This window comes from Enemella dayhoffiae, from assembly GCF_002250625.1.
In the GTDB taxonomy this organism is placed as follows: domain Bacteria; phylum Actinomycetota; class Actinomycetes; order Propionibacteriales; family Propionibacteriaceae; genus Enemella; species Enemella dayhoffiae.
Map to the genome: position 1 here is coordinate 39,206 of NZ_NMVQ01000012.1, position 25,317 is coordinate 64,522.

Annotated in this window: 22 protein-coding genes; 6 read left to right on the top strand and 16 right to left on the bottom strand. The window is 70.9% G+C overall.

The window, feature by feature from the left end; all coding sequences use genetic code 11:
• Nucleotides 1–20 precede the first annotated feature (20 nt).
• The 3 genes from CGZ93_RS08130 to pnuC are packed head-to-tail and all read right to left on the bottom strand — an operon-like array spanning nt 21 to nt 5,225.
• The gene (locus CGZ93_RS08130) at nt 21–3,506 is read right to left on the bottom strand and encodes an indolepyruvate ferredoxin oxidoreductase family protein (protein WP_094363643.1); all 3,486 of its coding nucleotides are present in this window, start codon (nt 3,504–3,506) and stop codon (nt 21–23) included.
• Nucleotides 3,507–3,552: 46 nt separating this feature from the next.
• A complete protein-coding gene (locus tag CGZ93_RS08135) occupies nt 3,553–4,602 on the bottom strand; it encodes an AAA family ATPase (protein ID WP_094363644.1) in 1,050 nt (349 codons plus the stop codon).
• The gene (gene pnuC, locus CGZ93_RS08140; protein ID WP_094363645.1) at nt 4,599–5,225 is read right to left on the bottom strand and encodes a nicotinamide riboside transporter PnuC; all 627 of its coding nucleotides are present in this window, start codon (nt 5,223–5,225) and stop codon (nt 4,599–4,601) included. Before pnuC ends, CGZ93_RS08135 begins: the two co-directional genes overlap by 4 nt.
• Nucleotides 5,226–5,307: 82 nt before the next feature.
• Here pnuC and CGZ93_RS08145 point away from each other — a divergent pair, with 82 nt between their 5' ends.
• The gene (locus tag CGZ93_RS08145; RefSeq protein WP_094363646.1) at nt 5,308–6,012 is read left to right on the top strand and encodes an NUDIX hydrolase; all 705 of its coding nucleotides are present in this window, start codon (nt 5,308–5,310) and stop codon (nt 6,010–6,012) included.
• 122 nt (nt 6,013–6,134) lie between these two features.
• Here the strand turns inward: CGZ93_RS08145 and CGZ93_RS08150 are convergent, their stop codons facing one another.
• Together CGZ93_RS08150 and CGZ93_RS08155 are read right to left on the bottom strand one after the other, a co-directional pair.
• Nucleotides 6,135–7,646 (bottom strand): Hsp70 family protein, encoded by a 1,512-nt coding sequence (locus CGZ93_RS08150; RefSeq protein WP_094363647.1) that lies wholly within the window; start codon nt 7,644–7,646, stop codon nt 6,135–6,137.
• 85 nt (nt 7,647–7,731) lie between these two features.
• Nucleotides 7,732–8,454 carry a maleylpyruvate isomerase family mycothiol-dependent enzyme gene (locus CGZ93_RS08155; RefSeq protein WP_176451685.1) on the bottom strand — a complete coding sequence of 241 codons (723 nt, stop codon included), beginning with the start codon at nt 8,452–8,454 and terminating at the stop codon, nt 7,732–7,734.
• Between the two features lie 117 nt (nt 8,455–8,571).
• On the opposite strand from CGZ93_RS08155, the gene CGZ93_RS08160 reads away from it, so the two are divergent.
• Nucleotides 8,572–9,819 carry a benzoate/H(+) symporter BenE family transporter gene (locus tag CGZ93_RS08160; RefSeq protein ID WP_094363649.1) on the top strand — a complete coding sequence of 416 codons (1,248 nt, stop codon included), beginning with the start codon at nt 8,572–8,574 and terminating at the stop codon, nt 9,817–9,819.
• A gap of 72 nt (nt 9,820–9,891) precedes the next feature.
• Here CGZ93_RS08160 and tpx read toward each other — a convergent pair whose 3' ends face one another.
• From tpx to CGZ93_RS18865, 10 genes are all read right to left on the bottom strand, one after another.
• Nucleotides 9,892–10,389 (bottom strand): thiol peroxidase, encoded by a 498-nt coding sequence (gene tpx / locus CGZ93_RS08165; protein ID WP_094363650.1) that lies wholly within the window; start codon nt 10,387–10,389, stop codon nt 9,892–9,894.
• 67 nt (nt 10,390–10,456) lie between these two features.
• A complete protein-coding gene (locus CGZ93_RS08170) occupies nt 10,457–10,723 on the bottom strand; it encodes a DUF2277 domain-containing protein (RefSeq protein ID WP_094363651.1) in 267 nt (88 codons plus the stop codon).
• A gap of 25 nt (nt 10,724–10,748) precedes the next feature.
• Nucleotides 10,749–11,387 carry a sirohydrochlorin chelatase gene (locus CGZ93_RS08175; RefSeq protein WP_176451687.1) on the bottom strand — a complete coding sequence of 213 codons (639 nt, stop codon included), beginning with the start codon at nt 11,385–11,387 and terminating at the stop codon, nt 10,749–10,751.
• A gap of 2 nt (nt 11,388–11,389) precedes the next feature.
• On the bottom strand, nt 11,390–12,301 hold the full coding sequence (locus CGZ93_RS08180; protein WP_094363653.1) for a sulfite exporter TauE/SafE family protein: 912 nt from the start codon (nt 12,299–12,301) through the stop codon (nt 11,390–11,392).
• Nucleotides 12,302–12,347: 46 nt separating this feature from the next.
• Nucleotides 12,348–13,535, bottom strand: a complete 1,188-nt coding sequence (cobA, locus tag CGZ93_RS08185) for a uroporphyrinogen-III C-methyltransferase (protein WP_094363654.1) — start codon at nt 13,533–13,535, stop codon at nt 12,348–12,350.
• On the bottom strand, nt 13,535–14,869 hold the full coding sequence (locus tag CGZ93_RS08190) for a sulfate adenylyltransferase subunit 1 (RefSeq protein ID WP_094363655.1): 1,335 nt from the start codon (nt 14,867–14,869) through the stop codon (nt 13,535–13,537). Before CGZ93_RS08190 ends, cobA begins: the two co-directional genes overlap by 1 nt.
• Nucleotides 14,869–15,819, bottom strand: a complete 951-nt coding sequence (cysD, locus tag CGZ93_RS08195; RefSeq protein WP_094363656.1) for a sulfate adenylyltransferase subunit CysD — start codon at nt 15,817–15,819, stop codon at nt 14,869–14,871. Before cysD ends, CGZ93_RS08190 begins: the two co-directional genes overlap by 1 nt.
• A complete protein-coding gene (locus CGZ93_RS08200; RefSeq protein ID WP_094363657.1) occupies nt 15,801–16,535 on the bottom strand; it encodes a phosphoadenylyl-sulfate reductase in 735 nt (244 codons plus the stop codon). The genes cysD and CGZ93_RS08200 overlap by 19 nt, the downstream gene beginning before the upstream one ends.
• Nucleotides 16,532–18,214: a nitrite/sulfite reductase gene (locus CGZ93_RS08205; RefSeq protein WP_094363658.1), complete on the bottom strand. Its 1,683-nt coding sequence runs from the start codon at nt 18,212–18,214 to the stop codon at nt 16,532–16,534. The genes CGZ93_RS08200 and CGZ93_RS08205 overlap by 4 nt, the downstream gene beginning before the upstream one ends.
• Before the next feature lie 245 nt (nt 18,215–18,459).
• Complete coding sequence (locus CGZ93_RS18865; protein WP_176451689.1) at nt 18,460–19,212, bottom strand: hypothetical protein; 753 nt, start codon at nt 19,210–19,212, stop codon at nt 18,460–18,462.
• A 220-nt stretch (nt 19,213–19,432) separates the two neighbouring features.
• Here CGZ93_RS18865 and CGZ93_RS08220 point away from each other — a divergent pair, with 220 nt between their 5' ends.
• The 4 genes from CGZ93_RS08220 to CGZ93_RS08235 all read left to right on the top strand — a co-directional run bounded on the left by CGZ93_RS08220 (nt 19,433) and on the right by CGZ93_RS08235 (nt 24,844).
• Nucleotides 19,433–20,857, top strand: a complete 1,425-nt coding sequence (locus CGZ93_RS08220) for an FUSC family protein (RefSeq protein ID WP_141211139.1) — start codon at nt 19,433–19,435, stop codon at nt 20,855–20,857.
• 9 nt (nt 20,858–20,866) lie between these two features.
• Entirely contained in the window at nt 20,867–22,603 is a 1,737-nt protein-coding gene (gene sppA, locus CGZ93_RS08225) for a signal peptide peptidase SppA (RefSeq protein ID WP_094363662.1), read from the top strand.
• Between the two features lie 102 nt (nt 22,604–22,705).
• Nucleotides 22,706–23,374 carry a cysteine hydrolase family protein gene (locus tag CGZ93_RS08230; protein WP_229117299.1) on the top strand — a complete coding sequence of 223 codons (669 nt, stop codon included), beginning with the start codon at nt 22,706–22,708 and terminating at the stop codon, nt 23,372–23,374.
• A 75-nt stretch (nt 23,375–23,449) separates the two neighbouring features.
• Entirely contained in the window at nt 23,450–24,844 is a 1,395-nt protein-coding gene (locus CGZ93_RS08235; RefSeq protein ID WP_094363664.1) for an aldehyde dehydrogenase family protein, read from the top strand.
• 29 nt (nt 24,845–24,873) lie between these two features.
• Here CGZ93_RS08235 and CGZ93_RS08240 read toward each other — a convergent pair whose 3' ends face one another.
• Nucleotides 24,874–25,308, bottom strand: a complete 435-nt coding sequence (locus tag CGZ93_RS08240) for a type III PLP-dependent enzyme domain-containing protein (RefSeq protein WP_094363665.1) — start codon at nt 25,306–25,308, stop codon at nt 24,874–24,876.
• Nucleotides 25,309–25,317: the final 9 nt, after the last annotated feature.

Below are 25,317 nucleotides of genomic sequence, written 5' to 3' on the forward strand. Positions count from 1 at the left end.
TCGAAGCCACCGCCTCTGCGCTAGGCGGAGGTCCGTCGACCCGCCCGCTGGAAGGCGAGCCGCAGCTCGGCGAGCCGTGTGCGGTAGCGGTCGACGTTGTCGAGCTTGATCTGCTCATAGCCGCGCACCTGGTCGGGCAGCTCGGCGATCTCCACGGCCAGGTCGAGGTTGTCGGCGGTGAGTCCGTCCACCAGGTCGTCGATCACCTGCTCATATTCGGTGATCAGCTCACGCTCGACGCGGCGTACCCTCGGCAGACCGAACAGGTCCAGCTTCGTGCCGCGCAGGCCCTTCATCGCCCGCAGCGCGCGCAGCGCCGGTTCGAAGGCGGGCCCAAGGGTGAGCTTCTGCTGCATTCCCAGCTCGCGCAGCATCGGCGGGTGCAACCGCCAGCTGGCGCGTACGCCGGGGCCGAAGGTACGTTCCAGGTCCTCGGCCAGCTCGGGAAGCAGCGCGAGGCGGGCCACCTCGTATTCGTCCTTGTAGGCCATCAGCTTGAACAGGTGCCGCACCACGGCCTCGGTGAGTCGCGTGGATCCCTGCCCCAGCTCCGATTCCGCGGCCCTGACCCGTGCCACGCGCTGACGGAATCGGTCGGCGTACGCGTGGTCGGAATGCGCGACCAGCTCGTTCGCCCGCAGCACGATCAGGTCGTCCAACGTCTTCGGCCGAGCGTTTCGACGCGCGTCCTGCAGGCCTTGGGCCTGCGGATCGGCCACCACCTGGCGGCCGCGCCGGAACGCCTGCAGGTTGGCCTCGACGGCCACCCCGTTGAGCCGGATCGCTTCCTCCACGGCCATTGCCGGCAGCGGGATCGCCCCGCGTTGGAAGGCCGCACCCAGCATCAGGACGTTGGCATACTGGTCGTTGCCGAACAGGCGGGCGGAGAGCTCCCGCGCGTCCAGGGTGACCGCGAGCTCGGACCGGCACGCATCGAACACCGGCGCGAGCACCGCCTCGGCACTCGGGTTGGCCGCCGAGACGTCGGAAACCATGTGGCCGGTGGGGATCTTCGAGGTGTTCAACACCGCGACCGTGCGGTTCGGGTCGGCCACCGTCAGGTTCTTCGGGTCGGCGGAGACGAGATCGTCACACCCCAGATAGAGGTCACAGTCGCCGGTGCCGATCTTGCTGCTGTGCGGCGTGCCGCGGCGGGCGAAGCGGATGTCGGACACCACCGCGCCACCCTTCTGGGCGAGTCCGGTCTGGTCCAGGGAGCGCACCTGCCAACCGGCGATCAGGCCGGCGTTGGCGAGCACCTGCGACACGGTGACGATGCCGGTGCCGCCGATGCCGAGCAGGCGCACCGCGAATTCGTCGCTGCCCACGGTCGGTTCGGGATCGGCGAAGGCGTCGGCGGCCAGGGTCTCGTCGGTGCTGCTGCCCTGCGGCTTGCTGGCGTCGGGCACGGTGACGGTCATGAACGCGGGGCAATCGCCGTCCAGGCAGGAAAGATCGAGGTTGCACGAGGACTGGTGGATGCGCGTCTTGCGGCCGAACTCGGTGTCGACCGGGTGCACCGACAGGCAGTTCGACTTCACCCCGCAGTCCCCGCAGCCCTCGCAGATCCGCTCGTTGATGAACACCCGGGTGGTGGACGAGGCGACCGTGCCACGCTTGCGACCGCGGCGCTTCTCGGTGGCGCACTGCTGGTCGTGCACCAGCACGGTGACGCCCTTGGTGGCGGCGAGCTCACGCTGAGCCTCGTCGAGGCGGCTGCGGTGCCAGACCGGGATGCCGGCGGGCAGCCGGATGTCCTTGTAGCGCGAGAGATCCTCGGTGGTGACGATTATCCTCGCGACTCCTTCGGCGCGGAGGACGTCGATGATCTGCGGTACGCCCATGCCGCCGATCGCGCGCTGGCCGCCGGTCATGGCGACGGCGGAGTTGTAGAGCAGCTTGTAGGTGAGGTTGGCGCCCGAGGCCACCGCGGCGCGGATGGCCAGCGATCCGGAGTGGTCGAAGGTGCCGTCACCGAGATTTTGCACGTAGTGCTTTCGGTCGGTGAACGGCGCCATCCCCACCCACTGCAGGCCCTCGCCGCCCATCTGGGCCAGACCCGTCACCTCCCCGACCTGGCGCGGGTCCATCATCAGCACCAGCGCGTGGCAGCCGATCCCGGCACCGGTGAGGCTGCCCTCGATCGGGCGGGTGGAGCTGTTGTGCGGGCAGCCGGAGCAGAAATAGGGGGCGCGCTGCACCAGCGGCAGGTCGATCCGGGTCTTCCCAGCACCCGGTTCGGCCAGGGCCGCTCCCTCCGCTCGGGCATCCCGCTCGGGCGTCGTCTGGGCGGGCGGAGCGAGTCGATCCAGGCCGTTGACGGCGAGTCGTGCGCGGAGCGGTTCGATGATGGCGTCGGAGTCCAGCTCTCCCCACGACTGCAGCAATTCCCGGCGATCGGGATCCACCTTGCCGACCACCCGCGGACGGGACGGGGCGGCGTACAGGATCTCCTTGATCGCCGACTCGAAGAAGGGCCGCTTCTCCTCCACCACCAGGATCTCCTCGAGCCCGTCGGCGAATTCGGTGACCACCGATTCCTCGACCGGGAACACCATGCCCATCCGCAGCAGCCGGATCGGGGCATCGGTGAGGTCGTCGCTGTCGATACCGAGTCGGCGCAGCGCCTCGGTGAGTTCGAGGAAGGTGCGTCCCGCCGCGACGATGCCGATCCGGTCTCCAGGGGTCGCGCCGATGATCCGGTTCAACCCGTTGAGTCGGGCGTATTCCTTGGCCAGTTGGGTCTTCCGGCCGTGCTGGTCCCGTTCCAGCGGCAGCAGGTGTGGTGCCAGCAGGCGCGAGGAGGGCACATGGGTACGCCCACCCTCCGGCTGCACCGGCTCGGGCCGCACCCGGTCCAGGTCGACCGGTGACGACCCGTCGGCCACAGCGGTGGCGACCTTCAGGGAGGCCCACAACCCGGTGATCCGGGACAGCTCGATCGCGTGCAGGCCCAGGTCGATCACGTCCTGGGAGTCGGCCGGGTCGAGGAACGGGATGGCCAGATCCGCCATGGTGAACTCCGAGGAACACGGCACGGTGGACGACTTGGCCGCCGGGTCGTCGCCGACGAACAGCACCACTCCGCCATGCCGATGGGCGCCCATCAGCGCCCCGTGCCGGATCGCGTCCGAGGCCCGGTCGAGTCCCGGGGCCTTGCCATACCAGAGCCCAACCACGCCGTCGTGCCGCGCGCCCTCGAAGTTGTTGACCAGCTGGCTGCCCTGGATCGCGGTGGCCGCGGCCTCCTCGTTGAGCGCCTGCTGCAGGACAATCTGGTTCGCGTCGAGGATCGGCCTGTTGCGCAGCAACTCCAGGTCATAGCCGGCCAGCGGGGACCCCTCATAACCGGTGATCAGCGTCGCCACGTCCAGCCCCGCGGCCAGATCCCGCCGGTGCTGCTCGATCGGAAGGCGAGCCAGCGCGTGGATGCCGGTCAACTGCACCCGACCGCTGGTGGCCTCGTACCGATCCGTCAGCCGGGGACGCTGCGGGGTCTGGGTCATCTGGGAGCTCCTCCTCGGTGCCGGACTTCGCAGCAGCATACTTCGCTCACACACCTCCCCGCTGCTCACGCTTAGTGGCGGGGCCGAGCGGGGCCGCCAGATCCCAGCCGCGAGCCAGCAACCCGTCCACCGCCGCGACAGCCGCCGCCAATCGGGCGGTCTCGCTGCCGCGCACCTCGAGCCACGGCACGCCGGACTCTTCGAGGACCGTGCGGAAACGCTGCTGCATCCCGGCCCGCAGCTGCTCACCGTCGCGCAGGCCGTCCTGCACGAACGCGATCTCGTCCCCGGTGAGCAGGTACAGGTCCGGCCGCCATCGTTCGGCGCGGGCGAGCACCGTGCGGCTCGGTTCGCCGAGATAGCGCTCGTGCCACACCGTGGTGGCCAGCACGTCGGTGTCGGAGATGACCAGGGGCCGGGGCGTACGCCGCATCGCCTCGGTCTCCTGGCGCTGGTGCTCGATGGCGATCAGGTCGAAGTCCTGGGTACGCCACGGCGCGCTCACCCCGCCGGGACGGGTCACCGTCCACTCCCGGCCGAACTCGGGCACCCACGGCACGCGGTAGTGCTCGGCCAACGCCCGCGCCAGCGTGGTGCTGCCGGTTGACTCGGCACCGAGCACCACCACCCGCCGGCAGAACCAGGCGCGGACCGAGGCGGGCAACGCCCACCAGTGCCCGGGCACATCGGCGCGCACGGCGGTGCCCGACACGGTGGTGACGGTACGCCCCGGGTCCACCTGCACCCAGCGCGCGTCCAGCCGGCGAGCCAGCTCGGCGCCGTAGTCGTCGGAGGTGAACACCGCCTCGACCGCCCGGTCGAGCAGACCGGTGATGATGGCCAGGTGCTCGTCCCAGATCCGCGCGTCCGCATAGTCGGTCGGGATCTCGTCCATCCCGGTGACCACGTCAACCTCCGGATGCTCGCTCCGGATCCACTCGGCCCGCACCTGCACCGGGATCGACTCCACCACGCTGCCCAGGACCTGCACCGTCACCCGTCCACAGCGTGCACTCGCCGCGCGCACCAGCTGCTGGTGGCCGGCGTGGAACGGATAGAACTTGCCGAGCACCAGTCCGTGCTCGAACTGCTTCATCGGGCGGCCTCCGCTCGGTCGATGCCGGTCTGCTCGCCCTCTGGGTCGGCGCCGGTCCGCGGGGGCGTACCGTCGAGCACCCGACGCCACTGCAGCAACCCGACCACGCAGAGGATCAGGAATCCGGCGTACAGCGCCGAGGTGAGGTACAACCCCTTCGTTGCGTACAGCCAGATGTAGAGCACGTCGGCGGTGATCCAGAGCAGCCAGTTGCCGATCCACTTGCGGTTCAGCATCACCTGCGCGCCGACGCTCAACCCGGTGGTCAGCGCGTCCCCCACCGGAACCGTGGAATCGGTGTGGCTGGTCAGCAGCCGCCACACCACCGCGCTGAGCACGATCACCACCGCGATCGCCAGCAGCCAGCCCCAGCCGGGCGTATGCCGCACCACCAGTCGGCTGCGTTCGGGACCCCCGCGCAGCCACCAGTACCAACCGAGGGCGCCGAGGCCCAGATAGAGCACCTGCAACCAGGCATCTCCATAGAGGCCCGCCGAAGTGAACAGCAGGAAGAAGAACACGTTGTTGGCGATCCCCACCGGGAAGTTCCACACGTTGCGCCGCACGCACAGCCATACGCACACGGCCCCGGTCACGAAGCCGGCCACCTCGGTCCAGTTCATGGGCCCCACCTTTCTTTTATGGTCACTTCAACCATAAACCCAGTGGGTGGCATCTGGTCAACTTGACCATTATGCTTTCCGGGTGACCTACTCCTCCGAGTTCCCGATCTTCGCGGTCACCGTGGACCTGGTGGTGCTCACGCTGCGCGAGCGTCGGCTCTGCGCCCTGCTGGTACAGCGCGGCACCGACCCGTTCCGGGATCGAATGGCGCTGCCCGGCGGTTTCGTGCGCGCGGAAGAGGGCCTGCTCGCCGCCGCCGAGCGCGAACTGGCCGAGGAGACCGGGATCCCCGCCGATCGGGTGGTCGGGCTGGAGCAGCTGGGCAGCTACGGCGACCCGGAGCGCGATCCGCGGCCCGAGCGGGTGGTGTCGGTGGCCTACATGGTGCTCGGCGCCGATCTGCCCGAGCCGGTTGCCGGGTCGGATGCGCGGGGAGCCCAGTGGGTGCCGGTGGACGAATTGCCGGCCGACGGACTCGCCTTCGACCACGACACGATCCTGGCCGACGGCCTGGAACGCGCCCGCGCCAAGCTCGAGTACACCTCGTTGGCCACGGCCTTCCTGGGTCGCGAGTTCACCCTGGCCGACTTGCGTGAGGTCTACGAGGCGGTCTGGGGGCGTACCCTCGATCCGGCGAACTTTCAGCGGAAACTGCGGGGTACGCCCGGCTTCCTGGTCCCGCTCACCCAGCGCAGCACCGGCGGCCGCGGACGGCCCGCCCAGCTCTATCGGGCCGGGAGGGCGACCGAGCTGTTCCCCCCGATCCGCCGGCACCGCGGCCGCTGACCGGCCCCACGCTCGCTCACGCTTATCTCCCCGGTTCACGCTCCCCCAATTGGGGACGCGGGACAATTGACCGATAAGCGTGAGCGGGGCGGGGCGGGGGAAGGTAACGGGACGCGCGTGCCTCAGCCGGCGGTGAGGGCCTGGGTGCGGCGGAAGCCGGTGTCCAGGTCGGTGATGTGCACCGTGACGATCCCGTTGCGATCGATCCGATAGCGCTCCTCGACCTCGGGGCCGGGCTCACGGCGCCACACGTCGACGGCATCGGGGGGCGAGTCCCCCTGCAGGGCGGGGTCGAACGGAAAGGTGACCTGACCGAACGGGACCAGGTCCCCGCGCGGCTCGCCGGCACCGTCCAGGGCGGCGTACTCGACGAAGCGGAACACCCCGACGTTGTGCGCGGCACGATAGCGCCGGGTCACCTCCACGGCGCCGCCCTCGGGCAGGGCGGCGGTCCGGTCCAGGATCGGGTCGAACGCCAGCGTGTGACCACCGCTCCCCTCGCGGAACACCCCGAAGCCGCGACTCAGACGATCGGTCAGCGAGAAGCCGGACTGCGCATCCACCGAGATCGCCAGGCCGATCGCCGTCGATGCCGCCGGATAGGGCGAGCGGTGCACCCGCCGCCCGAACCGCTCGCGCAGCATCCGCGGCACCATCGGCAGTCCCGAGGCGCCACCGACCAGATAGATCCCGGCCACGTCGGCCAGCTCGCCCTCACCGTCCAGCCCGCCGACCAGGGGCGCCATCGCCTCCACGCTGGTCCGCACCAGCGGGGCCGCCGCCGCATAGAAGTCGTCGACCCGCAGGGTCACCTCCCGGCTGCCCCCGCTCGCGTTCGGCACGTCCAGGGCGATCCGCCGCGACTGCGGCGAGAGTCGCTCCTTGGCCTCCCGGCAGTCGGCGAGCAGGGTGTCCAGTTGGGCGGCGGTCAACTCGGCCTCCGGTACGCCGGCCGCGGCGAGCGCCTGTTCGGCCAGCACCCGGTCGAAGTCGTCGCCGCCGAGATCGTTCAGCCCGAGCGAATCCAGCACCTCGTGAGCCGTGCCGTCGACCCGGACCAGGGAGGCGTCGAAGGTACCGCCGCCGAGGTCGTAGACGATCACCCGCCGGCGCCGGGAGGTCACGGTCCGCGCCTGCCGATGGGTGTACTCGAAGCCCGCCGCCGACGGTTCGTTCAACATCCCGTGCACGGTGAAGCCGGCTCGCCGAAACGCTTCCAGGGTGAGGAACCGCTGCGCCGAGTGGGCGTGCGCGGGCACGGCGATCGCACAACTGTCGAGCGGTTCGGCGCTGATCGAGGACGCCTCCCCCAGCGCCGTTCGCAGCGCGGCGAGATGGCTGACCAGCAGCTCGAGCAGGGTGATCGACTCCCCACCGAGGTCGACAGCGGTCTGCGGGCCGACCTCGGTCGAGGCCAGTGCCCGTTTGAAGGAGCGCAGCACCGGCGCCCCGTCGTCGGCGGCCGCCAGCGCCTCGAAGCCGTGCACCAGACCGTCTGCGGTCCGCGCCACCACCGACGGGAAATGGTCCTGCGGATCACCCCACTGATCGGTGAAACTGACCACCGGGTAATTCCCGCGATCCACGAAGGCGACGATCGTGCGCGTGGTCCCGAAATCAACGCCCAGTTGCATGCGTCGACCTTAGCAACGCGTACCCGCCCGACCCGAGTTGCCGAACAGGCTCAACGGGTGGCTTGATCGCGGTTCCGCCAAGGGGTCAGCCCAGGCCGCGGCTGGGCGGCAGGTCACCCTCGGCGCGCACCCCGTCGGTGCTCCCCCGAGCCAGCCACGCCAGCAGCGCGGCGCGTTCTCCCCGCAGGGTCACCGCACCCTCGCCCAGCACGTGCTCCTCGCCCTCGTCGGTGACCAGGCGTACGCCCTCACCCCAGTCCTGCGCCGAACTCATCCCGACCAGCAGCTCGAGGGCGTCCTCCTGGGCGTCCAGGTCGGCCTCATCGAGCCCCCAGACCGTGTCCAGGTCGTAGTGGTGCACCAGCACCTCGCTGATCCGCAGCGCCGGGATCGCCCAGGCCGACAGGCCTCCGAAGCGGGCCGTCACCACCTCGGTCGACACCCCCTCGCGCAGCCCGACAGCCGCGGCCCGGAACTGGTCGGAGGCCGCGCGCAGTTCCGCCGCCAGCTGCTGGCGGCCCCAACCGGAGCGTTCCGCGATGTCGGCGTCGCGGGACTCCCGCGAGAAATACATCGGCACCTCCTCGCCGGTTCTGGCCCACTGGATCAGGTTGGCCAGCCCGCCGGCGTTGCCGATCAGGTGGGCGATCACGTGCGCCCGGGTCCAGCCGTCGCAACGGGAGGGGGCGCGCAACTCGTCCTCGGACAGGCTGCTGACGGTGGCCAACAGCATCTCGGTCTCACGATCCAGGCGATTCAGGTCACCGGCCAGCAGGGAGGCGTTCTTCGACGCACCGATGGGTTCCATGGCCATCAGTCTGCCCACCACACCCCGTCACCGTCGACGGGGTGATGACCCAGTGATCAGCCCAGTCCTCACCCGGACACCCCTCCCAAGACGGCATTGCGTCGGTATCCTCCGAAGGTGCCATCGACCGCCACCGTTCCGCGCCCGAACCTGATCCGGGACAGCAGCTTCTCCGCGATCATCGCCGGCTTCGTCGCGGTCGCCATCTCGTACGCCGGGCCGCTGCTGGTGGTGCTGGAGGCCGCCCGTGCGGCCGGGCTGCCGGCCGAGGTCACCGCGTCCTGGGTGTGGGCAGTCTCGGTCGGGTCGGGGCTGACCTGTCTGGTGCTGTCCTGGCTCACGCGGCAACCGGTGATGGTGGCGTGGTCGATCCCCGGGGCCGCGCTGCTGATCGCCGTGCTGCCGGGCTACGTCGCACAGAACCGGTTGGGCGAGGTGATCGGGGCCTACATCTTCACCGGTGTGCTCTCGGCGATCCTGGGCGTCACCGGACTGTTCGGCAAGCTGATCGCGGCCACCCCGAAACCGATCACCGCGGCCGTGCTCGCCGGCGTACTCTTCCCGTTCGCGATCAAGGTCGCCCAGGCCGTGGTGCAGGTGCCGATCGTGGCCGGCGGGCTGGTGCTCGGCTATCTGGTCGGGCGGCGGCTGATCCCGCGGTACGCCGTGTTCGTGTCGATGGCGGTCGGTGGTGTGCTGGCCGCTGCGACGGGTTCGACCCAGGCGTTCAACCTCCACTTCGCGCTGACCACCCCGGTCTGGATCACCCCGTCGTTCTCGCTGGATGTCCTGCTGGGATTGGGAATCCCGCTGCTGATCGTGACCGCCGCCGGGCAGAACGCCCCGGGTCTGATCGTGATGCACCAGTCGGGCTATGACGCCAACGACCGGCTGCTGCTGGGCAGCTGCGGGGTGCTGTCCGCGGTGTTCGCCCCGTTCGCCTGCCACGCGCTGAACATGGCCGCGGTGACCGCGGCGATCGCCACCAGCAGGGAATCCCACCCGGAGCACAACCGCCGCTACATCGCGGGCATGTCATGTGGGGTGTTCTATGTGATTGGCGGCTTCCTGGCCACCTTCATCGTCTCGCTCTTCTCAGCCATCCCAGCCGGGATGATCACCGCACTGGCCGGGGTGGCGCTGCTCGCCCCGTTGCAGAATTCGCTCTATGACACGATGCACGAGGGCGCGCACCACAAGTCGGTGATCGAGTCCGCGCTGATCACTCTGGCGGTCACCCTGTCCGGCATCCAGCCGTTCGGGATCGTGGCCGCCTTCTGGGGGCTGCTGGCCGGCATCCTGGCGTACGCCATCCTGCGGCCGAGGCGCCGCAAGGACCCCGCAGCCGCAGCCGTGAGCGGCTGACTCGCACACGGCCGGCCCCGCCCGGACGTGGGTCCGGGTCGGAGACCGGCCGTGCGGTGCTCGTGGCGCGGCTCAGCCCAGGGCGGCCTGGGCGGCGTCGTAGTCGGGCTCCTCGGCGATCTCGGCGACCAGCTGGCTGTGCAGCACGTTCCCCTGCTCGTCGAGCACGACGACCGAACGGGCCAGCAGACCCTGCAACGGGCCGTCGGTCATCGTGACGCCATAGTCGGAGCCGAAGCTGGAGCGGAAGGTGGAGCCGGTGGACACGTTCTCGATCCCCTCGGCGCCGCAGAAGCGGGCCAGCGCGAACGGCAGGTCGGCCGAGACGCAGAGCACCTTGGTGTTGTCGAGCCCGGCGGCCACCTCGTTGAACCTGCGCACGCTGTTCGCGCAGGTCGGGGTGTCCACCGAGGGGAAGATGTTCAGCACCAACCGGGTGCCGGCAAAGTCACTGAGCTTGACCTCGGAGAGGCCCTGACCGGTCACGTTGAAGTCGGGGGCGGGCTGGCCCTGGGCGGGCAGGTCGCCCACCGTGTTGACGGGATTTCCCTTGAATGCAGTAGTCGCCATGCGCCATGTCTAGCACGCGGGCCGCAGCCCGAGACCGGCGCCCGCCCACCGGTCGCGCGCAGCGGCTTCAGCCGAAGCGGACGCGGTTGCGTTCCCGCGCCTTCTCCGCCTCGACCTCGCGGTCCTTCGGCGGCGCGTGAGTGACCAGGCGATCCAGCAGGCGATGGGTCACCTCGGTGATCTCGCGGACGGCGTCGTCGAAGGCTGCCTGATTGGCCTGCGACGGTTTCGTGGTCCCGCTGATCTTGCGTACGTATTGCAGAGCAGCAGCCTGCACCTCGTCATCGGTGGCCGGCGGCTCGAAGTTGTGCAGGGTTCGGATGTTGCGACACATGGTTCCTCCTCGGCTCCGTCCCACGTTACCGGCAGCGCGCCGCCAGCAGCTCCGCCAGGGCGGGGTGTACGCCGAGCGGGGGGGCACACACCCCGGGCGCCTGCGAACGCAACAGGCTGTGGAAGTGTCCGGGCGCCAGCAGGTACGCCGACACAGCGACCTCGCGCGGGGAGAATCGGCCGAGCGTGGCCAGGCCGTCGGCGACGGACTCCCCCGCCCCGGAGAGGAACGCCGGGCGGACCTCCACCCCGAGGCGCTCACCGAGCAGCTCGGCCGAGGTCTGCACCGCGGCACGCCAGCCGGCGAGCGCCGAACCGGTGGCCGCCAGCAGCACGGGTTGCCCGTCGACCCAACCGGCCTCCGCCAGCCGATCGGCCAGTGCCGTGGTGAGCTCCGGACCCGGCCCGATGCCGGGCAGCACCTCGATCGCGCCGGCGGTCAGCTCGGCGAGGTCGTGGTGCACGTGATAGCCGTCGCCCAGTAGCAGCGGCACCACCCGCTCCACCGACCGCTCGGCGAGCAGCTGGGCAACGGTCGGTTCGGCGTGGTCGAGCCAGCCGAGCACCACGTCGCGGGCCGCGACGCGCTCGGCCACGGCCGCGGCGAGTGCCGCGACCGTGGCTCGACCCTGCGGGTCGCGGGTGCCGTGGGCGGCGAGCAGCACCGTCAAGAGGCCGTGGTCCGTGCCAGCTCGGGTTGGGTGTCGTCGGCGGCAGCGGGATTGCGTCGGTGTCGCCCGATGGCGATCACCACGGCAACCACCCACAGCACCGACACCACGAGGTAGGCCACGGTGGTCGGCGTGCCGGTCACCCCGAACCCCTTCAGCAGGGTGCGCAGGTTGGTGAGCAGGATCAGCCCGCCCACCGCCGTGCCGAGCACCCGCGCCGGCAGCCGGCTGACCAGCCAGGCGGCGAGCGGTGCCGCCAGCAGCCCACCGACCAGCAGGGCGCCGACGAAGGCGAAGTGGATCCCCGCCGTGCCCAGCCCGATCAGGAAGCCGAGGCTGGCCGCGGCGGACACCAGGAACTCCGAGGTGTCGACCGACCCGACCACGGTGCGCGGCGCGGTGCGGCCCGCGCTGAGCAGCGAGGTGGTGGTGACCGGTCCCCAGCCGCCCCCGCCGGTGGCGTCCACGAAGCCGCCGACCAGACCGAGCGGCACGAGGAACTTCTTGCGGTGCGGGGAAACCCGGGCTCGCGACTCCCGTGGCGGGCGGAGCGCGAATCGGATCAGGATGTAGAGACCGAGCAGGCCGAGGATGACTGCCATCACCGGCGTGGCGCCCTCGGTGGACAGGTTGGCGAGCACGGTCGCGCCGAGGAAGGCGCCGATCGCACCCGGTACGCCGAGCCGCAGCACCAGCCGCCAGTCGGTGTTGCCGAGCTTGTGGTGGGCCAGCCCGGAGGCGACGTTGGTGCCCATCTCGGCCAGGTGCACCGAGGCCGAGGCCGCTGCCGGGGAGAGCCCGGCGAGCAGCAGCAAGGTGGTGGAGGTGACGCCGTAGCCCATGCCGAGGGCGCCGTCGATCAACTGGGCGCCAAGCCCGACCAGGGCGAGGATGAGGAGCTTCTTCATGGTGGTGCTTCCTTCTGTGAAGGGGATTCCGGAATTTCCGGGAGGTTCAGCAGGCGGCCCAGTCCGGGCCGAGGGTGACCACGTCACCGATCACGATGACGGCCGGTGCGGCGACCTGGCGTTGGGCGGCCAGGTCGGCAATCTCACGCAACGGGGCGACCGTGACGCGCTGCTGTGGCGTACAGCCGCGCTCCACGATCGCGACGGGACATCGCTCATCGCGGCCGCGCTCGATCAACGTCCGAACGGTGCCGGCCAGCCCGCTCACCCCCATCAGCACGATCAGCGTGTGATCGCTGCCCGCCGGCACCTCCCCAAGCTCGTCGTGACCGGTCACCACGGTGAACCCGCGGGAGACCCCACGGCTGGTGACCGGGATCCCGGCGGCGGCGGGAACGGCAATGGCCGAGGAGATTCCGGGCACCACCTCGACGGGTACGCCGGCCGCCTGGCAGGCGGCGCGCTCCTCCTCGCCGCGGCCGAGCACGAAGGGGTCTCCGCCCTTGAGCCGGACCACGCCGCGGCCCAGTTGGGCCTGTTCGACCAGCAGCCGGTTGATCTGGTCCTGCGGCACGGGGTGGTTGCCGGCGGTCTTGCCGACGTCGATCACCTGCACCGCCTGCGGCAGCCCGGCGACCACGCCGCGCGGCGCGAGCCGGTCGATCACGACGACGTCGGCGCTGTGCAGCAGGGTGGTGGCCCGCCGGGTGAGCAGGCCGTCATCCCCGGGTCCGCCACCGACCAGCGCCACCCAGCCGCGGTGCGCCCGGCGGGGTCGCAGATCGACCGGGGTGCTCTCCAACTGGTTGACGATCCGGTCGCGGACGGCGACCGAGCGTGCCGGATCCGCCGATGACACGGCGATCCGGACGGAGCCGTCGGGCACCGGCACAGTGGTCTGCGCCGGTACCGCGGCCGAGCCCAGCGAGGCGTCGGCCGCGGTGACGCAGAAGATGCGCTGCTGCTCGGCCAGTTCCCCGATCCGCGCGTCCTGGCGTCGGTCGCCGGTGGCGGTGTGCACGAACCACGCCCCGGTCAGGTCCTCGGGCCGGAACTCCCGCGCCTGCCAGGTGAGCCGATCGGTCAGCTCGGCGAGGTCCTCGCACAGTTCCGGGGCGACCAGCTGCACGTCGGCCCCCGCCTCCACCAGCAGCCGCACCCGGCGGGCACTGACCGGCCCGCCGCCGACGGCCAGCACGCGCCGGCCGCGCAGCTGCACGGTGAGCGGGAACATCAGATCACCCAGTCCGCGGCAGCGGGTCGGTCCGCCCCGGTGCCGACGACCATGCCGGCGGCCAGGGTCTGCCCGCCCTGGGCGTCCACCAGCAGGAAGGACCCGGTCCGCCGCGAGGTGGCGTACGCCTCGGCGGCGACCTCTCCGGCCAACCGCAGCCGGACCCGGCCGATGTCGTTCAGGCCGAGCTGCTCGCTGGGCAGGTTGCTCAGGGTGTCCAGGTCCAGACTGCCGTCGATCCCCTCCACCTTGGCGCGGACCGTGCGGGTGGTGTGCTTCAGCAGCACCCCGTCACCGGGGCGCAGCGGCCGTTCGGCCAACCAGCACACGAATCCCTCGAGCTCCCGGGTCGGCTCGGGGGCATCGGCGCTGCCGGCGATCAGGTCGCCCCGAGACAGGTCGATGTCGTCGGCCAGCCGCAGCGTCACCGACTGTCCGGCGAACGCCTCGGCCAGTTCCCCGTCTGCGGTGTCGATCCCGCTGACCGTGCTCCGCCGACCCGACGGCAGCACGGCCACCTCGTCGCCGACCCGCACCACGCCGGCCGCGACCTGTCCGGCATACCCCCGATATTCGACATGCTCCGGCGAGACGGCGGCCGCCTGGGGGCGGATCACGTACTGCACCGGGAACCGGAACGGTTCCTGCTCCGGGCGATCGGCGGTGGGCAGCTCCTCCAGGAGCTCCAGCAGCGCCGGACCGGCGTACCAGGGCGTCCGATCGGAGCGATCCACGACGTTGTCGCCGAGCAGCGCGGAGACCGGGATCACCGTGAGGGCGGAGATTCCGAGATCGGTGGCCAGGCTGCGCACCTGCGCCTCGACCTGGTCGAAGGCCGCGGAGTCGTAACCCACCAGGTCGATCTTGTTCACCGCCACGATGACATGCGGCACCCGCAGCAGCGAGGCGACCGCCAGGTGGCGACGGGTCTGTTCGAGCACCCCGTGCCGCACGTCGACCAGCAGCACGATCACGTCCGCGGTCGAGGAACCGGTGACGGTGTTGCGGGTGTACTGGACGTGACCGGGGCAGTCGGCCAGCACGAAGGAACGCCGGTCGGTGGCGAAGTAGCGATAGGCCACGTCGATGGTGATCCCCTGCTCCCGCTCGGCCCGCAGCCCGTCGGTGAGCAGTGCCAGGTCGACCGTCTCCAGGCCGCGTTCGCGGCTGACCCGCTGCACGGCGTCGAGCTGGTCGGCCAGGATCGACTTGGAGTCGTGCAGCAGCCGACCGACCAGGGTCGACTTGCCGTCGTCCACGGAGCCGGCGGTTGCCAGTCGGAGCAGGGTTCCCGAGGACAGGGCCCCGGCCTCTGGTGCGTGGGTGCTGGTCATCAGAAGTAGCCCTCCTTCTTGCGGTCCTCCATGGCGGCCTCGGTGAGCCGGTCGTCGGCGCGGGTGGCGCCGCGCTCTGTGATCCGGGTGGCGGCGACCTCGGCGATCACCGCGGCAACATCGGTGGCCGGCGACTCCACCGCACCGGTGCAGGACATGTCCCCCACCGTCCGATAGCGGACCAGCCGGGTGCTGACGGCCTCGTCCTCACGGGGTTGGCTGTACGCCCCCACCGCGAGCAGCATGCCGTCGCGCTCGAACACCTCGCGTTCGTGGGCGAAATAGAGGCTGGGCAGCTCGATCCGCTCCCGGGCGATGTAGCGCCAGACGTCGAGCTCGGTCCAGTTGGACAGCGGGAACACCCGGACGTGCTCACCGGCGCGATGCCTGGTGTTGTAGAGGTTCCACAGCTCGGGGCGCTGGTTGCGCGGGTCCCACTGACCGAAGTCGTCGCGCAGGCTGACGATCCGCTCCTTGGCCCGGGCCTTCTCCTCGTCGCGGCGCCCGCCGCCATAGACGGCGTCGAACCGGTGGGTGGTGATCGCCTCCAGCAACGGCTGGGTCTGCAGCGGATTCCGCGTCCCGTCCGGGCGTTCGCTGAGCCGCCCGTCGTCGATCCAGTCCTGCACCGAGGCGACTTCCAGGCGCAGGCCGAGCCGGCGTACCGTCTCGTCGCGGAAGTCGAGCACCTCCGCGAAGTTGTGCCCGGTGTCGACGTGCAGCACCGGGAACGGGATGGGTGCGGGCCAGAACGCCTTGCGGGCCAGGTGCAGCATCACCACCGAGTCCTTGCCGCCGCTGAACAGCAGCACCGGTCGCTCCCGCTCGGCGCTCACCTCGCGGAAGATGTGGATCGACTCGCTCTCCAGCGCCGACAGCTGGTCCAGCCGAAGCGTGGCGCTCGAGGCGTGGGGGGTAGCAATCTCCGTGCTCACAGGTGAATCCCGCATTCTGTCTTGGCCAGGCCGGCCCAGCGGCCGGCCCGGGGGTCCTCGCCGGGGGCGACCCGGCGCGTGCAGGGGGCGCAGCCGATGGAGGGGTAGCCGTCGGCCAGCAGGGGGTTGACCGGCACGCCGTTGGTCTGGGCGTAGTCGATCACCTGGTCGAAGCTCCAGCCGGCGATCGGGTTCAGCTTCACCAGCTGGTGCCGGGCGTCCCACTCGACGTGCTGGGCGTTCGCCCGCAGCGTGTTGTCCTCGCGGCGTACGCCGGTCACCCAGGCGCGGTAACCGGCCAGGGTGCGATCCAGCGGTTCGACCTTGCGCAGCTGGCAGCACAGCGCGGGGTCACGGTCGTGCAGCCGCGGCCCGTGCTCGGCGTCCTGCTCGGCGACCGTCCGGCGCGGGGTGATGTCGATCAGGGTGATCGGCAGCGCGTCGGCCAGCTCGGTGCGGGTGTCGTAGGTCTGCTCGAAGTGATAGCCGGTGTCCAGGAACAACACGTCCACCCCGGGCAGCACCTGGGCGGCCAGGTGCGCCAGCACCGTGTCCGCGGCCATCGAACAGGCGACGGCGAGCCCGTCGCCGAAGGCTCGCCCGCCCCAGGCGATCACCTCCTCGGCGGAGGCGTCGACGAGCTCGTGGGCGCCCTGCGCGGCGAGCTGCTGCAACCGGGAGACCTCGGCGGGATCCTTGCTGGGAAGGGAGATTCCGGTGTCGGTGCTCATGCCAATGCCTCCTCATCGGCCCGGTGGGCCCAGGCCGCAAAGGTTTCCGATTCGTTGCGCTGCTCGATCCAGCGGCGGACCACCCGCTCGACGTAGTCGGGCAGGTCGTTGGCGCTCACCTTGAGTCCGCGCACGGTACGCCCCAGCTCTCCGCCTTCGCGGGTGTCGTCGGCCAGCCCACCGCCGAGGTGCACCTGGAAGCCGAACTCCTCACCGGCGATCAGCTGCCCCTTGAGGCCGATGTCGGCGACCTGGATCCGGGCGCAGGAGTTCGGGCAGCCGTTGAGGTTGATCGACAGCGGCTCGGTCAGCCCGAGGTCACCGAGCCGGCGCTCCAGCTCGTCGACCACGTGGGCGGCCAGCCCCTTGGTCTCGACGAAGGCGAGCTTGCAGTATTCGATGCCGGTGCAGGCCATGGTGCCGCGGCGGAACACCGAGGGTCGGGCGTGCAGGCCGCGCTCGGCCAGCTGGCCGACGAGGGTGTCGGCTCGCTCGGGGTCGACGTCGAGCACCAGCACCTTCTGGTGCGGGGTGAAGCGGACCCGCCGCGAATCGGCCTGCTCGGCCAGGTCGGCGAGCTCGTGCAGCAGCGACCCGGAGACCCGCCCCACGGTCGGAGCCAGCCCGACCCACACCCGGCCGTCGGCCTGGGCGTGCACCCCGACGTGGTCCGAGCCACCTCTGGACGGCTCCGGTGCCGGCCCGTCCGGCAGCGCGCGGTGCAGGTATTCGTCCTGCAGCACCTGACGGAACCGCGCCACGCCCCAGTCGGCGATCAGGAACTTGAGCCGGTTGCGGGTGCGCTGGCGGCGATAGCCGTAGTCGCGGAAGACCGAAACCACCGCGGCCCACACCTCGGCGGCCTCCTCGGGGCGGACGAACACCCCGACCCGCTCGGCGAGCCGCGGCACGGTGGACAACCCGCCGCCGACCCACAGGTCGAAGCCGGCACCCAGCTCGGGGTGGCGTACCCCGACCAGGGAGATGTCGTTGATCTCGTGCACCACGTCCAGGCTGGGGTGACCGGTGATCGCACTCTTGAATTTCCTGGGCAGGTTGGAGAATTCAGGGTTGTTCAGATAGCGCGCCTTGATCTGGTCGATCACCGGGGTCGGGTCGACGATCTCGTCGGCGGCGATCCCGGCGACCGGGCTGCCCATGATCACCCGCGGGGTGTCACCGCACGCCTCGACGGTGTCCATGCCCGCCTCGTTGAGCCGTCGCCAGATCTCCGGCACGTCCTCGACCCGGATCCAGTGGTACTGGATGTTCTGCCGGTCGGAGATGTCGGCGGTGTCGCGGGCGAAGTCGACCGAGATCTGCGCCAGCACCCGCAGCTGCTCGGTGCTCACGGCACCGCCGTCCAGGCGTACCCGCATCATGAAGTACTTGTCCGACAGCTCATCGGCGGCGAGCTTGGAGGTGCGGGCACCGTCGATCCCCTGCTTGCGCTGGGTATAGAGCCCCCACCAACGGAAGCGACCGTGCAGGTCGTCGTCGGGGATCGAGTCGAACCCCTCGACCGCATAGGTGTCGATGATCCGCTGGCGAACGTTCAGCCCGTTGTCGGCGGCCTTGAACTCCTCGTTGGGGTTCAGCGGCGCACGACCGTCGACCGCCCACTGCCCCTGGGGCTTGTTGGTGCGACCGGGCGTACGCGCGGTGGTGGTGGAAGTCATGAAGAAGTCCCGTTCGGTTCTGGGCGGGCAGGGATGAGCCGGGCCCGCGATCGGGCAGCTCGGGGGATTGCTGAAAGGTGACCGATTCCGGTCGTCAGCGGGGGCACATCTGATTGCTGGCAACGCGGAGCAGGTCCACGTGGCGGCGCACGACGAATGGCACCCGGTTCAGCCTCATATTGACAACCGTAATGGACCCATTGGAAATGCTTGAAATCGCGGTCCAGATGATGGACCAGCGCGCGTCAGGACCGGTCGTCGCCCGCCTCGGTACCGCGTGCTGCCACCGGCCACGTCCGCACCAGACGACCGCGCTGCTGCGCCGCCAGCACCACGCGTACTCCGTCGCGGACGACCTCGACCGGCACCCGGGCGCCGCGCTCCCCCAGCCGATCCGCCCGGGTCTCCAGCTCCAGCAGACCGGGTACGCCACCGTCAGCCAGCAGCCGGGCCCGATTACCGACTTCCACCTCGAGCTCACCGGGCAGCCACGGCGCGGCCTGCAGGGTCCGCCGCAGCCGCGACCAGCCGATCAGCCCAAACACCCCGCCAGTCAGGCACCCGCCGGCGAGCCCGGCCCCGACCACCACCGCGGGCAGCCCCCAGACCCGCTCCATCCCGCCGAGCAGCACCAGGGCCACGCAACCGGCGGCGACCAGCAGCCCCAGCAGCAGCGCGACGATCGGCAGCAGCAGGCGGCGATTGGCCAGCTTTCTGGTCGCCGGGTCCTGCCAGGCAACGGGTTCGCTCGCCCGATCGGCCACCGGCCCGTCCTCGGCACCGGAGTCGGCACCGGCGTCGGCGTCGGCGTCGGCGCCAGAGTCGGCACCGGCGTCGGCACCAGAGTCGGCACCGGCGTCGGCAGCAGGGTCGGCCGCATGCCGGGGCAGCACGTTCGCGGAGAACACCGTCGTGTCCGGGGAGACCGGCGACCCGGCGGAGCGCGCGGGTGACAGGGCACGGGCGGGGCGGGGCTGGTCCTCGGTCGGCTCGGTCATGACCCCCAGCATGCCGCAGCCCGGGTCGTTCTCCCCGCTGACCCGCGGTCACGGCGTACGCCCATGGTGCGACCCCGGCGCCGGTCGCCTGCCACCGTCGTCGCGACTCGCGCGCGACGCGCGCGGGAAGTTGAATCGAGCCCGCTGCGGGTGGGAGCGTGGGAGGGCAAGGAACTCGCACGACCCGACAGCGACGTGGGCCACAGCACGCAAGGAGAATATGTCCCACAACCCGCTGGCGACCTTTGTCGTCCCGATGCGCCATCGGCGTACCCGCCGCGCACCATCGGTGTCCCGAATCCGCCCGCTGGGACGAAAGCTGATCAACCTGGTCTGGCCGGGCCACCCGCGCACCCTGCGCGAGGTGCCGTTCCGGCTCTATCCCACCGCCGTGCACGTGCTGCGGCTGACCACGGCCGCGGTGATTTCCTATCTGCTCACCCTGGTCGTCACCACCGGACCGATCGACCTGACCGGCGCGCTCACCGCTCTGCTGGTGCTGCAGGCCTCCACCTTCACGACGCTGAAGATGGGGGCGGTCCGGATCGGCGCGGTGCTGACCGGGGTGGGGATCGCGATGGCGGTCACGACCTGGGCGGGCCTGAGTTGGTGGAGCCTGGGCCTGGCCATCGCGGCGGCGCTGGTGCTGGCCAAGGTGTTCCGGCTCGGCGACCAGGCGCTGGAGACGCCGATCAGCGCGATGTTGATCCTGGCCACCGCCGGGCAGGAGATCGCCGTCGAGACCCGGGTGGTGACCACTCTGGTCGGCGCGGGAGTGGGCATCGCCTTCGCCGTGCTGCTGCCCTCGGCCGTCCCGATCCGGGTGGCCGCGCACAGCGTACGCCGGGTCGCGACCAGCCAGGCGGCCGTGCTGCGGCGGGCCGCCGACTCGCTCGCCGAGCGTCCGCTGCGCCGCGAGGAGGTGGCCGAATGGCTCACCGAATCGCTCCAGGTCGGCGAGCAGATCAGCCGGGCAGCCAAGCAGGTGGCCGCCGTGGCCGAGTCCCGCCGCTACAACCCGCGCGCCATCGGCACCGCCAACCTCGAGCCGGTGCTGCGCTCGGGCCTGGACCTGCTGGAGCGCAGCCAGGTCGCGCTGCGCACCCTGTTCTGGGTGATCGAGCGGGAGGCACCGGTCCGCGGATCCGATGACCGCTACGGCGAGGAGGTGCGCGCCGCCTTCTCGGTGGTGCTGCACGACGTCGCCGACTGCCTGACCGCGTTCGGCGGGCTGGTGCACGCCGAGGCCGAGGGTGAGGTCGAGGAGGTGGAGGAGTCGATGGCCGAGACCACCGAGGTGCTGCGCGAGACCCGCGCGGTGCTGACCGAGCTGATGCTGGTCGACCCGCGCACCGACAGCGACGCCTGGCTGCTCCGCGGGACCGTGCTGAACAGCGTCGAGGCGGTGCTCGAACTGCTCGACCCGGTGGCCCGGGCCGCGGAGCGGGCCGAGTGGCAGGCCTCCCAGGCCGGTCGCATCATCGGCGGCGGCCCGCTGCTCAACCGGGACACCCTGGCCGGCCTGCGGGCAGGCCGGGTGGCGCCGCGGGTACGCCGGGTGCCCGCCCCTGAATCCTCTCCGGGTTCACCTGAGTCTTCCCCGGCTTCCTCGCGACCCGATGGGGACGGGCCGACGGCCACGTAACCTCGAAGCATGCTCATCGACTGGCTGAAAACCATCCGCCCCAAGACCCCCGGGCAGCCGCTGCTGCTCGAGCTCGACCTCTCCCGTGGGGTGCTCAGCGCACCGCCGGACAACCCGCTGCAGGCCTTCCGGGCACGCCAGTCGGCGGCGATGAAGGAGATCCGCGACGGGCTGCGGCGCGGAGCCGAGGACGACGCGGTGGCCGGGCTGGCGGTGCACGTCGGCACCTGCCCGCTGTCGCCGACCCAGTGCGACGAGCTGGCCGAGCTGATCACCGAGTTCGGTGCGCACAAGCCGACGATCGCCTGGAGCGAGACCTTCGGCGAGTTCGGCAACGGGATGATCGGCTATCGCCTCGCCACCGCCGCCCAGGAGATCTGGCTGCAGCCCTCGGGCGCGGTCGGCCTGCACGGCGTCCAGCTCGGGATCGTGCTGCTGCGCGGCGGGTTGGCCAAGCTGGGGGTCACCCCCGAGTTCGGCCAGCGCAAGGAGTACAAGTCGGCCGCCGACCAGTTCGCCGCCACCGAAGTGACCGACGCCAACCGGGAGATGATGCAGCGGATCGCCGACTCGATCCTCGAGGACACCATCCGGGTGATCGCCGAACGCCGCGACCTCGACCCGCAGGCGGTCCGGCTGGCCGTGGACAACTCCCCGCTCACCGCCGAGGCCGCCCGCGAGGCCAACCTGGTCGACCGGCTCGGCTATCGCGACGAGGTGTACGCCGAGCTGCGCACCCGTTTCGGCAAGGAGAAGGCCGGGACCGACAGGCCCGAGCTGAACCTGCAGTTCGCCCACCGGTACGCCCGCGGGCACGGCTCAGGCCCGCTGCAGAACGTGGAGCAGCTGCTCAACCGCACCAGGCCGGCGATCGGTGTGGTGTCGGTGCACGGCGGGATCAACTCCGGGATCAGCCAGCAGGGGCCCGGGGGCGCCAGCGCCGGCTCCGACACGGTCGGGGCGCACCTGCGCGAGGCCGCCCGCGACGACGCGGTCAAGGCCGTGGTGCTGCGCGTGAACTCCCCCGGCGGGTCCTATGTCGCCTCCGACGCGATCCGGCGCGAGGTGCTGCGGCTGCGCGAGGCCGGCAAGCCGGTGATCGCCTCGATGGGTGACGTGGCCGCCTCCGGTGGCTATTTCGTGGCGATGGGTGCGGATGCGATCCTCGCCAACCCGACCACGCTGACCGGCTCGATCGGCGTACTCGCAGGAAAATTCGTCACCCAGGGCCTTTTCGACAAGCTGGGGGTGATCCGCGAACAGATCACCGCCGGCGCCAACGCCGGCATGCTCGGGGGTGCCGAGCCGTTCACCGAGGCGCAGTGGGAGAAGTTGGACGCCTGGCTCGACGAGGTGTACGCCGACTTCACCGCCAAGGCCGCGGCCGACCGGTCGATGGAGCTCGCCACCCTCGAGCCGCTGGCCCGCGGTCGGGTGTGGACCGGGGTGGACGCCCACCGGCACGGGCTGGTCGACCAGCTCGGCGGGATGGGTGCGGCGCTCGACGAGGCCGCCCGGCGGGTCGGCTCGAAGCTGACCGACCTGGCGGTACGCCCGGTCCCGGCCATGCCGTGGCTGGATCAGGTACGCCCGCCCGACTCCAGCGAGGGGGGTGGCGTACAGGGTTCGGGCGCGTTCACCTTGACCGGTGACCCGGAGACCCGGCTGGCCGCCCTCGGCGGGCTGCTCGGGCTGCAGTTGCCGCACGGGGTGCTGTCGCTGCCCTGGCAGCTGCGGCTGCGCTGATCCTCTGGCGTCAACGACTGGCTCGCGTCGGGCCCCGCTGAGGCGATGACCTCCGGCTCGTGCTCGCGTCCCCACGCGCGTGGCGGGCAGTTGTCCCCCGGGTTGCTCGGTGCGGTCAGCGGTGGGCAGGCTGACTGGGTGGTTGACTACACGGCGATTGATTGGGCGCGGGTCGCGCTCGTGGTGATCGATGTCCAGAACGATTTCGTCGACGGTGCGATGCCCGTCCCCGGCACCGTTGAGATCCTGCCGCAGCTGCGGCACCTGGTGGAGGCCTTCCGCTCAGCGGGGCGCCCCATCGCGCACGTGATCCGGCTCTATTCCGCCTCCGGTGGCGACGTCGATCTCGTTCGTCGGGCCGACATCGAATCGGGCCGGCGCGTGGTCAGCCCCGGCAGCTCGGGCGCCGAGATTCCTTACGCGTTGACTGGTGGGACACCAGTTCGGGTGGACGCCGAACTGCTGCTCACGGGGGCCCCGCAGATTCTCGGTGAGCGGGAGGTCCTGCTGTACAAGCCTCGGTGGAGCGCCTTCCACCGAACCCGTCTGCAGGCCTGGCTCGAACAACAGAACGTGTCCTCGGTCGTGGTGGCCGGGTGCAACCTGCCCAACTGTCCCCGCGCGACTCTGTTCGACGCCTCGGAACGGGACCTGCCGGCCGGCCTGGTGATCGACGCGGTGTCACAGACGAGCCCCGAGCGGCTCGCCGACCTGCGTCGCATCGGGGTCCACGGCCTGACGGTCGATCAGGTTGTGCACGCCCTCGGTTGAGCAGGAGACGTGACCGACGGACGGAGTCACATCTGGGCGATTGACCCACTTTGGTTCGGCTGTCAGGCTTGGCCCATGGAGCAGAGCCGCGACCAGAGCACCGACGTCACCGAGCTGCGGCGGGGGTTCGCCACCGGCCGCAGCCACGAGCAGCAGTGGCGGCGTACCCAGCTCGAGGGGTTGCGTCGTCTGCTCACCCGGCACGAGACCGAGCTGACCGACGCGATCTGCCAGGACGTCGGCAAGCCGGCCCACGAGGTACGCCTCTTCGAACTGCAGCCGCTGATCAACGAGATCGACCACACCCTGGCCAACCTGCGCGTGTGGCTGATGCCCCGTCGGGTCGGCGTACCGCTGAACACCCAGCCGGCCACGGCCGAGGTACACCCGCAACCCAAGGGGGTGGTGCTGGTGCTGAGCCCGTGGAACTATCCCCTGCAGCTGCTGCTCTCCCCCACGATCGGCGCCCTGGCCGCGGGCAACGCGGTGCTGCTCAAACCCAGCGAGGTGGCCCCGCACACCGCCCACCTGATGGCGCGGCTGATCCCGCAATACGTGGACCCGGAGCTGGTGCGGGTGGCGACCGGCGGGGTGCAGGAGACCACGCGCCTGCTCACAGAGCGGTTCGACCACATCATCTACACCGGTTCCACCGCGGTCGGGAAGATCGTGATGCGGGCCGCGGCCGAGCACCTCACCCCGGTCACCCTCGAGCTGGGCGGCAAGTCGCCGGTGTTCGTGGACGCCTCGGTCGACCTGGCCGCGGCCGCCCGGCGGATCGTCTGGGCGAAGTTCACCAACGCCGGGCAGACCTGTGTCAGCCCCGACCACGTCCTGGTCACCCCGGACGCCAAGGATCGCCTGCTGACCGAGCTCGCCCGGGCGATCCGCACGTTCTTCGGCGAGGAGCCGCGGCAGTCGCCCGACTTCGGCCGGATCGTCAACGACAAGCACTTCGAACGGCTCTCCGGACTGCTCGATTCGGGACGCGCCGTCGTGGGCGGTCAGCAGGACGCGGCCGGTCGCTATCTGGCGCCGACGGTGCTGGTCGACGTCGACCCCGACTCCCCGGTGATGGACGAGGAAATCTTCGGCCCCATCCTGCCGGTGCTTGAGGTGGCCGACGCGTCCGCGGCGATCGAGTTCATCACCGCCCGACCGCATCCGCTGGCGCTTTATGTGTTCAGTGACGACTCCGCGACCCGCGAGGCGTTCAGCGAGCGGACCCTGTCCGGTGGGCTGGTCTTCAACGCCGCGCTGATCCACCTGTCCATCCCCGACCTGCCGTTCGGCGGGGTGGGTGACTCCGGGATGGGGCACTATCACGGCCGCTTCTCGGTCGACACCTTCTCGCACCTGCGCGCCGTGTTCGGCAAACCACTGCAACCGGACACCCTGGAGGTCGTCTATCCGCCGGTGAACGACCTGCGGCGGCGGCTGATGAAGCTCGTCCGGCTCACCCCGCGCTGATCGTCAAGGGCTAGAGGAAACTGCGACCCTCACCGCGATAGGTCGGCCAGCGGTCGACCACGGTGGCGCCGACCCTGGCCGAGCACGCCGTCGATCCAGTCCAGGTGTGACGGCGAGTCGACCATCAGGGCGACCCGGTCCCGCAACCGGTCATCGGCGGCCAGCCGGCGCAGCGCCTCGGCGTCGGCGGTGGGATAACCGACCACCACGTCCGCGTGGTCCTCGGCCAGCCACAGCGCCTCGGCCAGGGTGAACGTCAGCAGCCCGGTGAAACCGGGGCGGTCCAGCACCTCGGTGAGCACTCGGCGTACCCGCACGGACTTGCTCGCCACCCGGATCGGCATCCCCGCGGCCCGGCGGACCAGCTCGTCGGCGTTGGACCGCAGCGCGGCCAGGTCGAGCACCACCGCCGGGGTGGGTTCGCCGGCGATCGCACGGTCCAGCCGCGACCAGGGTTGGCTCATGCCCGCAGG

What these genes read in the sequence shown, in the direction of transcription:
- CGZ93_RS08130 (WP_094363643.1), bottom strand. Translation starts at nt 3,506, where the DNA reads ATGACCCAGACCCCGCAGCGTCCCCGGCTGACGGATCGGTACGAGGCC.
- CGZ93_RS08135 (WP_094363644.1), bottom strand. Translation starts at nt 4,602, where the DNA reads ATGAAGCAGTTCGAGCACGGACTGGTGCTCGGCAAGTTCTATCCGTTC.
- pnuC (WP_094363645.1), bottom strand. Translation starts at nt 5,225, where the DNA reads ATGAACTGGACCGAGGTGGCCGGCTTCGTGACCGGGGCCGTGTGCGTA.
- CGZ93_RS08150 (WP_094363647.1), bottom strand. Translation starts at nt 7,646, where the DNA reads ATGCAACTGGGCGTTGATTTCGGGACCACGCGCACGATCGTCGCCTTC.
- CGZ93_RS08155 (WP_176451685.1), bottom strand. Translation starts at nt 8,454, where the DNA reads ATGGAACCCATCGGTGCGTCGAAGAACGCCTCCCTGCTGGCCGGTGAC.
- tpx (WP_094363650.1), bottom strand. Translation starts at nt 10,389, where the DNA reads ATGGCGACTACTGCATTCAAGGGAAATCCCGTCAACACGGTGGGCGAC.
- CGZ93_RS08170 (WP_094363651.1), bottom strand. Translation starts at nt 10,723, where the DNA reads ATGTGTCGCAACATCCGAACCCTGCACAACTTCGAGCCGCCGGCCACC.
- CGZ93_RS08180 (WP_094363653.1), bottom strand. Translation starts at nt 12,301, where the DNA reads ATGAAGAAGCTCCTCATCCTCGCCCTGGTCGGGCTTGGCGCCCAGTTG.
- cobA (WP_094363654.1), bottom strand. Translation starts at nt 13,535, where the DNA reads ATGTTCCCGCTCACCGTGCAGCTGCGCGGCCGGCGCGTGCTGGCCGTC.
- CGZ93_RS08190 (WP_094363655.1), bottom strand. Translation starts at nt 14,869, where the DNA reads ATGACCAGCACCCACGCACCAGAGGCCGGGGCCCTGTCCTCGGGAACC.
- cysD (WP_094363656.1), bottom strand. Translation starts at nt 15,819, where the DNA reads ATGCGGGATTCACCTGTGAGCACGGAGATTGCTACCCCCCACGCCTCG.
- CGZ93_RS08200 (WP_094363657.1), bottom strand. Translation starts at nt 16,535, where the DNA reads ATGAGCACCGACACCGGAATCTCCCTTCCCAGCAAGGATCCCGCCGAG.
- CGZ93_RS08205 (WP_094363658.1), bottom strand. Translation starts at nt 18,214, where the DNA reads ATGACTTCCACCACCACCGCGCGTACGCCCGGTCGCACCAACAAGCCC.
- CGZ93_RS18865 (WP_176451689.1), bottom strand. Translation starts at nt 19,212, where the DNA reads ATGACCGAGCCGACCGAGGACCAGCCCCGCCCCGCCCGTGCCCTGTCA.
- CGZ93_RS08220 (WP_141211139.1), top strand. Translation starts at nt 19,433, where the DNA reads ATGTCCCACAACCCGCTGGCGACCTTTGTCGTCCCGATGCGCCATCGG.
- sppA (WP_094363662.1), top strand. Translation starts at nt 20,867, where the DNA reads ATGCTCATCGACTGGCTGAAAACCATCCGCCCCAAGACCCCCGGGCAG.
- CGZ93_RS08235 (WP_094363664.1), top strand. Translation starts at nt 23,450, where the DNA reads ATGGAGCAGAGCCGCGACCAGAGCACCGACGTCACCGAGCTGCGGCGG.
- CGZ93_RS08240 (WP_094363665.1), bottom strand. Translation starts at nt 25,308, where the DNA reads ATGAGCCAACCCTGGTCGCGGCTGGACCGTGCGATCGCCGGCGAACCC.